This is a genomic window from Nitratireductor sp. PBL-C9, assembly GCF_050877045.1.
Classification (GTDB): domain Bacteria; phylum Pseudomonadota; class Alphaproteobacteria; order Rhizobiales; family Rhizobiaceae; genus Nitratireductor; species Nitratireductor aquimarinus.
This window is the reverse complement of sequence record NZ_JBPAXW010000003.1, coordinates 493,091-506,090: the sequence shown is the minus strand read 5'-3', so window position 1 is coordinate 506,090 and position 13,000 is coordinate 493,091. Positions and strand designations below refer to the sequence as shown.

Sequence of the window (13,000 nt, the reverse complement as noted above, 5' to 3'; positions counted from 1 at the left end):
AAGGAAGCGATTAGACATGTTCAAGAAACTCATGGCCTCCGGCGTTGCGCTGGCCGCACTCAGCGGCGCAGCACAGGCAGCCGACAAGACCCTCGTCATCTCCGTCTATGGTTTCGCCCAGGACGCCTTCAAGGAGATCGTCTACGATCCGTTCGAGGCCCAGTGCGGCTGTGAACTGGTGGTCGAGACCGGCAACTCCGTGGAGCGTCTCGCAAAGCTGGAAGCCCGCAAGGACGATCCGGAAATCGACATGGCCGTCATGTCCACGCACGACGCGCTTTCGGCATCGCGCAAGGGCATCACCCAGTCCATCGACGTCAGCCGCCTGTCGAACTACGACAAGCTCTATGACATCGCCAAGGACCCGCTCGGCGACAATCTGGCTGTCGGCTACACCTTCTACGCCACCTCCATCGCCTACCGCGCCGACGAGGTGACGATTGAAAGCTGGGCCGACCTGTTCCAGGACAAGCTGAAGGGCCGCGTTGCGTTCCCGAATGTCAGCACCAATCAGGGCCCGCCCGCGCTCTACATGGTCGGCAAGGCCATCGGTGACGATTCCGCAGACCTGAAGGCCGCCATTGCCGAAGTCGCCAAGAACAAGGACGACATCGTCACCTTCTACGAGCGTTCCTCGCAGGTCGCACAGCTCATGCAGCAGGAAGAGATCCTGGCAGCACCCATTGGCCGTTTTGCCTGGGGCGCATACGCCAAGATGGGCTTCGACATGGCCTGGGCCACCCCGAAGGAAGGCCAGACCGGCGGCATGAACGTCATGATCCTGACCAAGGGCGCGAAGAACGAAGATCTCGCCTATGAGTTCATGGATTTCTGGCTCTCCACCGAGGTCCAGACCAAGCTTGCCGAGGCGCTGGTGGACAGCCCCGCCAATTCGGAAGTGAAGGTCTCCGAGGAGATCGCCGAAAACCTCACCTATGGCGCCGAGACCGTTGAGAGCCTTCAGCTGCTCGACCCGGCTGTCATCCTCGACAACCGCGAGACCTGGCTCTCGGAGTGGAATGCTCAGATCGGCCAGTAAGCCGATACGCTGATGCGATGGTCCGGGGGCGGGTGGAGGACCCGCCCCTGAACCCAACACAAGGTTCCAACACATGTTTCAGAATCGGATGGAAGGACTGGCGCTGGCGTTGCCTGCGGCGGTCTTCGCGGCGATCGTTTTTCTCGTTCCCGTGGGCATCCTGCTTTCCGAGGGCTTTCGCGCCGAGGGAAGCTGGACCCTGGCGTCCTATGCCAGCTTCTTTGAAAGCGACCTGAACCGCACCGTCTTCTGGCGCACGCTGAAGCTCGGCGCGATCGTGACTGCCGTGTCGGCGGTCATCGGCTATGCCACGGCCTATTCCATCGTCACGCTGCCGCCCACCGCGCGTGGCCGCATGATCGGCCTCGTCGTCATGCCGCTGATGATTTCGCCCGTCGCCCGCACCTATGCCTGGATCGTCATTCTGGGCCGCACCGGCTTCGTCAACGAAACCATTGTCTGGCTCGGTCTTTCCGACACGCCCATCCGGTTCCTGTTCACCGAGACGGCCGTCTTCATCGGTCTTCTGCAGCTCTTCCTGCCGCTCATGATCCTGTCGCTCATCAGTGCGCTGGAAAACATGCCCAAGGATGCCGTGCCCGCCGCGCGCGTTCTGGGGGCAAACTGGCTGCAGGTCTTCGTCAAGGTCATCCTTCCGCTGACCAAGGAAGGGCTCGTCATCGGCGGCACGCTGGTCTTCACCGGCTCGCTCACGGCCTACATCACCCCCGCCATTCTCGGTGGCTCCAAGGTCTTGATGCTGGAAACGCTGCTCTATCAGCGCGTCACCGTCGCCAATGACTTCGCCTCGGCAAGCATCATCGCCATGATCCTCATGGTCATGAGCTTTTCCGCCAACCTGCTTCTGAAACGCCTGGCCACCGCGAGGAACAAGCGATGACCTCCCGCCTTCTGTCCTACGTCACGCTGACGCTCGTCCTCATCTTCCTGCTCGGGCCGTTCGTCATCATCGTCGCGGCGGCCCTTTCGGGCGGCGAAACGCTCGCCTTCCCGCCGCAGGGCCTGTCGCTCAAATGGGTGATGAAAGTGTTCGAGGTGGAGAGTTTCAGGGCAAGCTTTGCGCTTTCCATGTTCCTCGCCATCTTTGGCACGCTCGCTGCACTCGTGCTTGGCGTGCCGGTGGCCTATGCCGCCTCGCGCTATCGTCTGCCTTTCGGCGAGACCATCCGCACCATCGTCTCCGCGCCGATCATCGTGCCGGGCATCATCGTCGGTCTGGCGCTGCTGCGCTATCTGGTGATCCCGCTTGATGTCAGCGTCGGCGTGGCGCTGTTCATCGCCCACACGGCGCTGATCCTGCCCTATGCGGTGCGCGTGGTTTCGGCCTCGCTCGACAATCTGCGCAGCGACATCGAGGAGGCTGCGGTCATCCTCGGCTCTTCGCGGGTCGCCACTTTCTTCCGGATCGTGCTGCCCAACATTCAGAGCGGCATTCTGGCGGCCTTCATTCTGGGCTTCGTCACCAGCTTCAATCAGGTGCCGGTGTCGCTCTTCCTTTCAGGACCGGGCGTGCGCACGCTGCCCATCGACATGATCTGGTACATGGAAATCACCTATGATCCGTCGGTGGCCGCTCTTGCCGCGCTGCTCGCCTTCCTCTCCATTTCCATCGTTTTCCTCGCGGAACGTTTCCTGGGGTTCTCCCGCTATGTCTGATGAAACCTATCTCGATCTGAGCAATCTGACGCTCGCCTACGGCAAGACCGTCGCGGTCGAAAGCCTCAACCTGTCCATCCGCAAGGGCGAGCTGATTGCGCTGCTCGGCCCCTCCGGTTGCGGCAAGACCACCACCATGCGCGCCATCACCGGCCTTCTGCGTCCGGCGTCCGGCAAGATCACGCTGGATGGCGCGGACATCACCTATGTGCCGGCCAACAAGCGTCATGTCGGTCTGGTGTTCCAGTCCTACGCGCTGTTCCCGCACCTGACCGTGTTCGAGAACGTCGCCTTCGGCCTGCGCCTGAAAAAGCTTCCCACGGTGGAGATCAACCAGCGGGTCGAGGCCGGCCTCGCCATGGTCGGGCTTTCCAGGTTTCACAGCCGCAAGCCGGCGGAACTCTCAGGCGGTCAGCAGCAGCGCGTTGCGCTTGCCCGCTCGCTGGTCATGGAGCCCAAGGTTCTGCTGCTCGATGAGCCGCTGTCCAACCTTGATGCGCGTCTGCGTCTGGAAATGCGCACCGAGCTGCAGCGCGTTCAGCGCGAGAGCGGCGTCACCATGGTCTTCGTCACGCATGACCAGAACGAGGCGCTGGCGCTGGCCGACCGCATCGTCGTCATGAAGGAAGGCGCAATCGAGCAGGTCGGTTCGCCCGAGGATGTCTACAACCGGCCGCAGTCCCGCTTCGTCGCGGACTTCGTCGGCTTCGAGAACATCTTCCCGGTGGAAGGCGACGGCATTCGCACCGAAGCCGGCGCGATGCAGCTTTCCGCAAAGCCCGCCGCCGGCGCATCCGGTCTTGCCTGGCGTCCCAACATGGTGACCCTCGGCGAGGGGCGCTTTGAGGGCGAGGTGCTTGGCGCTGCCTTTGCCGGCGGCTCGCGCGAATACCTTCTGAAGAGCCCGCTCGGCCCCATCAAGGCCGAGATGGATGCCGCCGCACCCGCTTTCGAGCCGGGCAGCCGGGTCGCCTTCGACCTGCCGCCGGAACGCGCTGCCGTTCTCGAACGCATGTAGAAAGGGAGTGTCCGCCTTGGTCTGGATCGACACGGATATGGGCTTCGACGACATTCTGGCGGTGATGATGGTCGCCGCCTCGTCGAAGCCGGTCGCTGGCGTCTCGCTGGTGTTCGGCAACGCGCCGATGGACGCGGTGCGCGCCAATGCCGCCGGAGCCGCATCGCTGCTTGGCTGGCGGTTCCCGATCCACACCGGCGCGGAACGGGCGATCCTGGGCGGGGTGGAAACACCCGCCCATGTTCTCGGCCCCACCGGCATTCCCACCCGTGGGCGCAGCCTTCCTCAAGCCGACGCGCTGCCGCGCACCGATGCGCTTGCGGCCCTGACCGCATGGCTTGAAGGGCTTGATGCGCCGGGCGAAATCCTGGCGCTCGGGCCGCTCACCAACATCGCGATCCTGTCGCTCGCCCGCCCGGATCTGCTTTCAAAGATCGATAGCGTGACCTGGATGGGCGGTGGCGCAACCCGCGGCAATCACACGGCGTCCGCCGAGTTCAACGCCTTCGCTGATCCCGAGGCCGTCGCCATCGTTCTCGCAAGCGGCATTTCGCTGCGCGTCGCCGATCTCGACCTGTGCCGCCAGGTACTCGTCGGTCCCGAAGATGTCGATGTCGTGCGCGCCGCCGGCACGCCGCGCGGCGAAATTCTGGCCGATCTTCTGGGCGCTTATGTCGACATCGCGCTCACGCGCGGCCGTCCCGCCATGGCGCTTTACGATCCCACCGCCGCCGCCGCCTTTGTCGCGCCTGACGCCTTCGTCTTCGAAGAAGCGGAGGTGACGATGGAGCTTGCCGGCGCGCACACGCGCGGCCGCACCATTGTCGACCAGCGCCCGCATGTGAAACCCAACGCCCTGTGGGGCATGCGCGCCGATGCCGCCCGCGTTCGCGCGCTGGCGCTCGATGCCCTCGTGGAGGCTGCCCGCTCATGACCGTCGAACCCCGCGATCTCGACAATGCCGCCCTGCGCGACCGCGCCGTTGCAGCCGCACGCGGCGATGCGCGTTTTGATCTTCTCATTCGCGGCGGCACGCTGCTCGATGCGGTGACTGGCGAACTGCGCCCCGCCGATATCGGCATTGTCGGCGCGCTCATCGCCAGCGTCCACGAACGGGGCGCGCGCGAAGACGCAGCCGAGATCATCGAGGCGGAAGGGCTCACCATCACGCCCGGCCTGATCGACATGCACATGCATGTGGAAAGCTCCATGATCACGCCTGCCGCTTATGCAGAGGCCGTCCTGCCGCGCGGCGTCACCACCGTTCAGTGGGACCCGCACGAATTCGCCAATGTGCACGGGCTCGACGGCGTTTCATGGGCGCTGGAGGCGGCAGCCGGTCTGCCGCTGCGCATGATCGTGCTCGCGCCGTCCTGCGTTCCCGCAGCCCCCGGTCTTGAAATGTCCGCCGCCGATTTCGGCGGAGCCGAGCTTGCCGACATGCTGGCGCGTCCCGGCATTGGCGGCGTTGCCGAGGTCATGAACATGCGCGGCGTCATCGACCGCACCGCGCCCATGCGCGATGTGGTGCAGGCCGGCCTTGAAAGCGGCAAGCCCGTCTTCGGCCATGCCCGCAGCCTCGCAGGCGCAGACCTCAACGCCTTCATGGCCGCCGGCGTCAGCTCCGATCACGAACTCGTCTCCGGCGATGATCTGATGGCCAAGCTGCGTGCCGGCCTCGCCATCGAGATGCGCGGTTCGCACGACCACCTACTGCCGGAATTCGTCGAAGCGCTGAACGCGCTCGGGCGGCTGCCTTCCACGGTCACGCTGTGCACCGACGACGTTTTTCCCGACTCGCTTCTGAACGAAGGCGGGCTTGACGATGTGGTGCGCCGCCTGGTGCGCTACGGCATGCCGGCGAGCTGGGCCATTCAGGCCGCAACGCTCAATGCCGCGCACCGGCTCGCGCGCCCCGATCTTGGCCTTGTCGCCGCCGGTCGCCGCGCCGACATCGCGCTGTTTGACGATCTGGAGAATTTCCGCGCCGCCGCCGTCATCGCCAATGGCGTTGTGGTCGCGCGCGATGGCGCTTTGACCGCCCCGGTGAAGGCGCATTCCACCGCGCCGCTCAAAGGCTCGATCAAATGCCCCGCCTTCACGCCCGATGATTTTCGCGTCCGGGCGGAAGGGGAGCGTGTCCGCGTCGCCACCATTCACCGGCCCCGCTTCACCGAGTGGGGCGAGGCCGAAACAACGGTGCGCGATGGCTTCGTCGTGCCGCCCGAGGGCGCGACGCTGATCAGCGTCATCCACCGTCATGGCCGCGCGCCGGCCATTCCCCGTGTGGGCTATCTCACCGGCTGGGGCGCGTGGCGCGGCGCATTCTGCACCACGGTTTCCCATGACAGCCACAACGTCACGGTCTTCGGCGGCAATGAGGAAGATGTGGCGGCGGCGGCCAACTGGGTGATCGAGGCTGGCGGCGGCATGGCCGTTGCGCAGGGCGGTCGCATCGTCGCCTCTCTGGCGCTGCCCCTGTCGGGCCTCGTTTCCGATGAGCCGCTGGCCGATGTGGCGGCGGGCTTTGCGGCTCTGCGGTCCGCCATGGACGACATTGTCGACTGGGAGCCGCCCTATCTGGTGTTCAAGGCCTGTTTCGGCGCGACGCTCGCCTGCAATGCCGGCCCGCACCAGACCGATCTCGGCATTGCCGACAATGCCCGCCCCGCCGTTCTGGAAACACCGGTTCTCGAGGTTCTGGGATAGGTTTTAGAAGTCGGCGCTCGCCCCTCATCCTCACCTTCTCCCCGTTAACGGGGAGAAGGGGGCTTTGAAGTTGCATCTTGGTTTTTGAGCGAGAGAAAATCCGCGCTTTCCTTCTCCCCGCAGGCGGGGAGAAGGTGCCGGCAGGCGGATGAGGGGCGCGCGCCCCTCATCAAAAATCAGGCGGCCAGTTCCTGCTCCACCAGCGTCGTCCAGAACTTCACGCCGGTGCCGATTGCCCCGTCATTGAAGTCATAAGCCGTGTTGTGGTGCAGCGCGCCATCCACTGCCGGTCCATTGCCGAGCCACACATAGGCTCCCGGCACGTCCTGCGAGAAGAACGCGAAGTCGTCGCCCGCCGTCGAGGGCGGAAAGTCGGTGCGCACCTTGTCGCCGCACACGGCCTGCGCCGCCGCCAGCGCGCGCGCCGTCGCATCCGCATTGTTCACCACGGGCGGAATGCGGCGGATGAAGCGGTATTCGGCCTCGATGCCGAACATCGCAGCAACACCATTCGCCAGTCGGCCGATCTCTTCTTCCAGCTGGTCGCGCACACGCGGCGTGTAGGCGCGGGCGGTTCCTGCGATGTCGATGAAATCGGGGATCACGTTGAGCGCGTTGGGATCGCCCGCCTGCACCGAGCAGGCGCTCACCACGGCTGGCTGCAACGGGTCCACCACGCGGCCGACAATCGTCTGCAGGCTTGCGAGAAAATGTCCGCCCGCCGTCACCGGGTCCTTGCCCAGATGCGGTTTTGCGCCATGGGTGCCGACGCCGCGAAAACGCACCTGCCAGCTGTCGGAGGAGGCGAGCTGCGGGCCGGCCACCACGGCCATCTCGTCGGTGTCGAGGCCGGGCATGTTGTGCAGGCCATAGACCGCATCGCAGGGAAACATCTCGAACAGGCCGTCTTCCACCATGCGCTTTGCGCCACCACGGCCTTCTTCCGCCGGCTGAAAGATGAAGTGCACCGTGCCGGAGAAATTGCGTGTCCGCGCCAGTTCGCGCGCCGCGCCCAGAAGCAGCGTCGTGTGTCCGTCATGCCCGCAGGCATGCATCTTGCCGGGCACGGTCGATTTGTAGGGGCGGTCGGCGGTTTCGGGCATGGCGAGCGCGTCCATGTCCGCGCGCAGGCCGATCGTGCGCGGGCCATTGCCCACCGTCAGCGTGCCCACCACGCCGGTGCCGCCAAGGCCGCGATGCACCTTCATGCCGGTCTCTGTCAGATGCTCGGCGACAATCTGGCTGGTCCGCTCTTCCTCGAAGCCCAGCTCGGGATGTGCGTGCAGATCGCGCCGCAATGCGACGAGAAAATCCATCTCCGCGCGAACATCCTCGTTAACAGCCATCAATACGCCCTTTCCATTTATGCGTCTGCCCGGATAAAAGGTGCCTTCCGCAACAAGGCGGCCGGCGTGGAGATATACGCTCTGTCCGGGAACAGAAATCCAGGTGAAAACAGCTCATTCTTAACGCGGGGCCTTTCGGCAGACAATGACGCATTCCGATTTCCAGATCGATCCCCAGGCATTCTGGCAGGAGCTCGAACCGGCAGGAACCTACGAGCGCGCCCCGCGCGGCGGCCATAAGGGGTTCTTCCCCGCAGAGCTGCCCGATGGGCGTCAGCTCGGCCTCCCGATCCGCGTTCTTTCAGGCGGGGAGCGGGCGCTGGCTTCGCTCATCGTCAACCAGGCGAGCTTCTCCGTTTCCGACGCGCTGGCGAAGGCGCTCGCTGAAAAGGCGTCCGCCTTCAGACCGGATGTTGTCGTCGGTCTACCGACGCTGGGTCTGACGCTCGCCTCGCAGGTCGCCCGCGCGCTCGGTCACAGCCGCTATGTGCCGCTCAGCACGTCGCGCAAGTTCTGGTACGAGGAAGAGCGCTCGGTTCCGCTGCGCTCCGTCACCAGCCCCGATCAGCAGAAGCGCCTTTATGTGGACCCCCGCATGCTGCCCCTCATCGAAGGGCGCCGCGTGCTTCTGGTGGATGATGTCATCAGCACCGGCAGCTCCATTCTCGCCGGTCTGAAACTCCTCAAACTGTGCAATATCGAGCCCGTCGCCGTCGGTGCGGCCATGTTGCAGACGCGCCGCTGGCGCGAGGCGCTTTCGGCCGAGAGCGATGGCATCTGCGACCGCGTTGTCGGTGTGTTCGAAACGCCGGCCCTTGCGCCAACGCCCGAAGGCGGGTGGCTGCCGGAACAACCGGCTGCGACCGAATAGCGGGTTGATTTATTTCTGGACTGGTCGTTTGGTCCAGAAGCTTTTCGCGGTTGTATTATTCTCGTAGCGTTGTCCGAGGCGTTATGAGCCTCGCCGCTATTTGCCGTTTTCCAGTTCCCGAAAGGAAGAAATTCATGTCCGCTTTGCCTGTCATCGGCGTCATCGCCTGCACCCGCGCGGTGGAGGGAGAGAATGCCCAGATCGTCAAGGAGCGTTACCTGAACGCCGTGCGGCAGCACGCGGACGCGCTGCCTCTCATCCTTCCCAGCAATCTCGATGCGGATGATGTTGCAGCACTCCTGCCCAGAATGGATGCCCTGCTTCTGACTGGCAGCAATTCCAACATCTCGCCCGCACGCTATCGCTCGCCCCATGCGCAGCGCGGCATGCTGGATGCTGCGCGTGACAGCGCAACCGCGCGTCTCATCGATGCAGCGGTAGAAGGCGGCACGCCGCTGTTCGGCATCTGCCGTGGCCTTCAGGAAATCAATGTCGCTTTTGGCGGCACGCTTGTCGACGAGCGTGATGCCGGCACGCCGGAGTTCTCGCACCATGCGCCCGATGGCGTCGATCTCGATGCCATGTTCGCCTATGGGCATGACGCCGAGGTGGTTCCGGGTGCGGCCTATGAGAAGGCGCTCGCCGTCTCCGGTCCCCTGAAGATCAACAGCGTTCACTATCAGCGCATTGGCGAGCTGGGCGAGGGGCTTTCCGCCGCCGTTCGTTCACATGACGGTGTTGTCGAGGCTGTCGCAGCCGCCGGGACAAAGGCTCCGGTCTTCGCCGTGCAGTGGCATCCCGAGTGGGAAGCGGAAAAACGGCCGCATGACCTGGCGTTTTGGCGTTACGTCGGAGAGGCGGCGCGTCGTGCGGCGGGATTGTCACAGGCGTAAGCGCGCTCTGATCTGACTGGCGATAAAATTTCTTTATAGGCAGAATTCCGCATTGCGATTGGACATGCACCCGACCTTGCCTTGAAATATGGGCGTAACAAACGGGTTTAGGTTCATGACTGACAAGAATATCTATCTGAAATTCGTCGAGGCAGACGTAAAGGGTATCATTTCTCTTTATTGGGATACCGCGCCCAAGACCTGCGAAGCGATCTGGGGTGCACTGGAGAAGCCGATTCAGGTTCCTGCCAGCCATGCCATCTTCTCCGGCCCGGAAATCATGATGGGTCTGCCGGAAGAGGCCCGCAACTTCGATCCGACCAGCCTGCCGCCGGAAAACCAGACGGTTCTCCCGGAGCCTGGTGATATGCTTTGGTTCTATCAGCCGAAGAACTTCTTCAAGATCGATCCGGACGAGTTCTGGGAGATCGGCATGTTCTACGGTGTTGGTGGCCGCACGTTCGGCCCGACCGGCTGGATCCCGTGCACCTACTTCGGAAACATGTCCGAAGGGCTCGACGCAATCGCCGAGCAGTGCCGCCTGATCCGCAAGGAAGGCCTGAAGACGGTCGAGATCGGCCGCATCGTTTGATGATCCGGCAGCCGGCCCTTCTCGGGGCCGGCTGCCCAATTTCCAGAAGATCAAACATAAAGACAGCAAGGGAACAGCCATGAAGACGATTTCCAAGATCACGGTCGCCGGCGTTGGCGCTCTGATGGCAGGCACGGCGCTTGCCCAGGCCGAAACGCTCACGATCAACTCCTTCGGCGGTGCTTACGAAGAAGCGCATCGTGAGTGCATTCTCACCCCGTTCGAGAAAAAGACCGGCGCTCAGGTGCGCGTGGTGACGGCCTATTCCGCCGACGCTTTCGCCCAGCTTCGCGCGCAGAAGAACGCTCCGCAGTTCGATGTCATCCACTTCTCCGGTGGTCAGGAAATCGTGGCTGCCGAAGAAGGCCTCCTGTCGCCCATCGACGAAGCCAAGCTGACCAACGCCGCCGATGTCTATGACTTCGCGCGCGCCAACCTCGCCAAGGGTGAAGGTCCGGCCTACTCGATCGCTGCGATCGGCCTTCTCTACAACGACGAAGCTGCCGATCCCAAGCCGACTGCCTGGAAGGATCTTTCCAACGAGGCCTATGCCGACCACATCGTCCTGACCGACATTTCCAACGGTTACGGCATGCTCGGCTTCCTCATGATCAACCAGGTCAATGGTGGCGATCTCGACAACATTCAGCCGGGTCTCGATGCAGTCACCAAGCTGCTCGAAAATGGCGCAATCGTTGTTTCCACCTCGCCGGAAATCCAGCAGGAGTTTGCCCAGAACGACGCCTGGATCGCGGCCTACGCTTCCGATTACGCCTACACGCTGCGCAAGGCCGGTCTGCCGACCGCCTTCACCCAGGGTGCAGAAGGCACGCCGGCAAGCTTCATCACGGCAAACCTCGTAGCAGGCCGTCCGAACCAGGATCTCGCCGTCCAGCTGATCGACATGTCGATCTCGCCGGAGGCGCAGGCCTGCTTCGCAGAGAAGCTGCGCTACTCGCCGACCAACGCGAAGACCGAGCTTGCCGGTGAAGTCGCCGCCGACGTCGCCTATGGCGAAGAGGGCGTGAAGGGCCTCATCCGTTTTGACCCGGTCAAGATCGAGGCCAACCGTTCGGCCTGGGTCGATGCCTGGAACCGCACCATCGCCCGCTAAGGCGAAACCTTGAATTGCGGCGTCGCATCCCCTTGCGGCGCCGCGCCTTGCGCCTGCACATTCGCGCGGCCAAACCCGCTGGGCCTTCACCGGTCCAATGCAAGCTGAAACAAGGACGACCATGACAGACCGCGCGGAAAACTCGCTTCTGATCCTGCCGGGCCTCTTGCTCCTGGTGCTCGCCTTCTTCGTGCCGATTGCACAGATGCTGATGCTGTCTGTCTCGGGCGAGAACGGGCTGACCCTGGCCCATTTCACCCGCTTCCTGAGCGACCCCTATTATCTCAATGTGCTGTGGCGCACCGTGCGCCTGTCGGCGATCATCACGCTCATCTGCGCGCTGATCGGTTTCCCGATGGCCTATATCATGGCGCATGTCAGCCCGAAGCTGCGGCTCTGGCTGGTCATCATGGTGATCCTGCCGCTGATGACCTCCGTTGTCGTGCGTACCTTCGGCTGGATGGTGCTTCTGAGCCGCAGCGGCCTCGTGCCCGAGGTCCTGCGTGACCTTGGCCTCGTCGGGCGCAATTTCAGCCTGATGCAGACCGAGACCGCCATCGTCATCGGCATGGTGCAGGTGCTTCTGCCCTTCATGACCCTGTCGATCCTCGGCGTCATCACCCGCATCGACAGCCGGCTTGAAGAGGCGGCGCGCACCATGGGCTGTTCCTTCCTGAAGACCCTGCGCACGGTCGTCCTGCCGCTTTCGGTGCCGGGCATCGTCGCCGGTTCGCTTCTGGTTTTCACGCTTTCGGCAAGTTCGTTCGTCACGCCGAACCTTCTGGGCGGCGCCCGCATTCAGGTTCTGGCCGCGTCCATCTACCGTTCGGTCACGCAGACGCTCGACTGGCCCTTCGCCGCAGCCCAGGCTGTCATCCTGTTCCTCGGCATCATCGTTCTCCTGATGCCCTATGCCAGACTTTCGGGGCGCTCCAATGGTTAGAGCCGTTTCCACTCCGCTGCGCATCGGCGCTGTCGCCTTCGTCGTCCTGACGGGCATCTTCCTCCTCGCGCCGCTGGTCGTGATCGTTGGTGTGTCCGTTTCGGAAAGCCAGTTCATCTCGTTCCCGCCAACGGGCTTCTCGCTGCGCTGGTACGAGGCGGTTCTGTCGTCCGACGCCTATCTCAATGCGGCCTGGATCAGCATCCAGGTGGCACTTCTGGTCACCGTCACCTCCTGTCTCGTGGGCGGTGCGGCGGCCATCGCGCTCCACCGGCGCAAGCTGCCCTTCTCGGGCCTGCTTTCGACGCTGTTTCTGTCGCCGCTGGTTCTGCCCACCATCATCTACGCCATCGGCATGCTGATGCTGTGGAGCGCGATCTTCGGGCCGGTGTCGGTGCTTACCCTGTGGGTCAGCCACACGATCATCACCACGCCCTATGTCATCCGCACCACGCTGGCGGTTCTGTCGGAATCCAATCCCTTCCTCGAGGAAGCGGCGCAGACCATGGGCGCGAGCCGTTTCCAGCGGCTTCGGCTGGTGGTTCTTCCGCAGTGCCTTCCCGGCCTTGCGGCGGGCACCTTTTTCGCCTTCAACATCTCCTTCGATGAGGCCGTTCTGGCGCTGTTCCTGCGCAAGCCCGGCATGACCACGCTGCCCGTGCAGATCTACGGCCAGCTCGAATTCAGCCCCGACCCGTCGGTGGCTGCCGTTTCCTCCATCATGATCGGCCTGACCGTCCTTCTGATCTTCGTGATCGACCGGATGCTTGGCCTGCACCGTTTCGCGAGCACCTGATC

13 protein-coding genes are annotated in these 13,000 nt (G+C 63.7%); 12 read left to right on the top strand and 1 reads right to left on the bottom strand.

The features are described from left to right. Positions 1–16 precede the first annotated feature (16 nt). The 6 genes from ACRTG1_RS09880 (at position 17) to ACRTG1_RS09855 (ending at position 6,443) form a co-directional block, all read left to right on the top strand. The gene (locus ACRTG1_RS09880; RefSeq protein WP_206544282.1) at positions 17–1,039 is read left to right on the top strand and encodes a polyamine ABC transporter substrate-binding protein; all 1,023 of its coding nucleotides are present in this window, start codon (positions 17–19) and stop codon (positions 1,037–1,039) included. 73 nt (positions 1,040–1,112) lie between these two features. After that, positions 1,113–1,940: an ABC transporter permease gene (locus ACRTG1_RS09875; protein WP_113153071.1), complete on the top strand. Its 828-nt coding sequence runs from the start codon at positions 1,113–1,115 to the stop codon at positions 1,938–1,940. Beyond that, positions 1,937–2,716 (top strand): ABC transporter permease, encoded by a 780-nt coding sequence (locus ACRTG1_RS09870; RefSeq protein ID WP_025030355.1) that lies wholly within the window; start codon positions 1,937–1,939, stop codon positions 2,714–2,716. Before ACRTG1_RS09875 ends, ACRTG1_RS09870 begins: the two co-directional genes overlap by 4 nt. After that, positions 2,709–3,734 (top strand): ABC transporter ATP-binding protein, encoded by a 1,026-nt coding sequence (locus tag ACRTG1_RS09865; RefSeq protein ID WP_113153070.1) that lies wholly within the window; start codon positions 2,709–2,711, stop codon positions 3,732–3,734. Before ACRTG1_RS09870 ends, ACRTG1_RS09865 begins: the two co-directional genes overlap by 8 nt. A gap of 16 nt (positions 3,735–3,750) precedes the next feature. Further along, a complete protein-coding gene (locus ACRTG1_RS09860) occupies positions 3,751–4,668 on the top strand; it encodes a nucleoside hydrolase (RefSeq protein WP_432516184.1) in 918 nt (305 codons plus the stop codon). Beyond that, on the top strand, positions 4,665–6,443 hold the full coding sequence (locus tag ACRTG1_RS09855) for an adenine deaminase (RefSeq protein WP_432516183.1): 1,779 nt from the start codon (positions 4,665–4,667) through the stop codon (positions 6,441–6,443). Before ACRTG1_RS09860 ends, ACRTG1_RS09855 begins: the two co-directional genes overlap by 4 nt. A 176-nt stretch (positions 6,444–6,619) precedes the next feature. Here the strand turns inward: ACRTG1_RS09855 and ACRTG1_RS09850 are convergent, their stop codons facing one another. Continuing rightward, positions 6,620–7,789: a M20 aminoacylase family protein gene (locus ACRTG1_RS09850; protein ID WP_113153068.1), complete on the bottom strand. Its 1,170-nt coding sequence runs from the start codon at positions 7,787–7,789 to the stop codon at positions 6,620–6,622. A gap of 145 nt (positions 7,790–7,934) precedes the next feature. Here ACRTG1_RS09850 and ACRTG1_RS09845 point away from each other — a divergent pair, with 145 nt between their 5' ends. From ACRTG1_RS09845 to ACRTG1_RS09820, 6 genes are all read left to right on the top strand, one after another. Then, positions 7,935–8,660: a phosphoribosyltransferase gene (locus tag ACRTG1_RS09845; protein ID WP_206547893.1), complete on the top strand. Its 726-nt coding sequence runs from the start codon at positions 7,935–7,937 to the stop codon at positions 8,658–8,660. A 134-nt stretch (positions 8,661–8,794) separates the two neighbouring features. Next, positions 8,795–9,553 (top strand): gamma-glutamyl-gamma-aminobutyrate hydrolase family protein, encoded by a 759-nt coding sequence (locus ACRTG1_RS09840; RefSeq protein WP_283799757.1) that lies wholly within the window; start codon positions 8,795–8,797, stop codon positions 9,551–9,553. Between the two features lie 115 nt (positions 9,554–9,668). Further along, a complete protein-coding gene (locus ACRTG1_RS09835) occupies positions 9,669–10,145 on the top strand; it encodes a DUF3830 family protein (protein WP_113153066.1) in 477 nt (158 codons plus the stop codon). A gap of 79 nt (positions 10,146–10,224) precedes the next feature. Next, the gene (locus ACRTG1_RS09830) at positions 10,225–11,259 is read left to right on the top strand and encodes an ABC transporter substrate-binding protein (RefSeq protein WP_113153065.1); all 1,035 of its coding nucleotides are present in this window, start codon (positions 10,225–10,227) and stop codon (positions 11,257–11,259) included. Positions 11,260–11,380: 121 nt separating this feature from the next. After that, on the top strand, positions 11,381–12,202 hold the full coding sequence (locus ACRTG1_RS09825) for an ABC transporter permease (protein WP_113153064.1): 822 nt from the start codon (positions 11,381–11,383) through the stop codon (positions 12,200–12,202). Further along, positions 12,195–12,998 carry an ABC transporter permease gene (locus ACRTG1_RS09820; RefSeq protein WP_113153063.1) on the top strand — a complete coding sequence of 268 codons (804 nt, stop codon included), beginning with the start codon at positions 12,195–12,197 and terminating at the stop codon, positions 12,996–12,998. The genes ACRTG1_RS09825 and ACRTG1_RS09820 overlap by 8 nt, the downstream gene beginning before the upstream one ends. Positions 12,999–13,000: the final 2 nt, after the last annotated feature.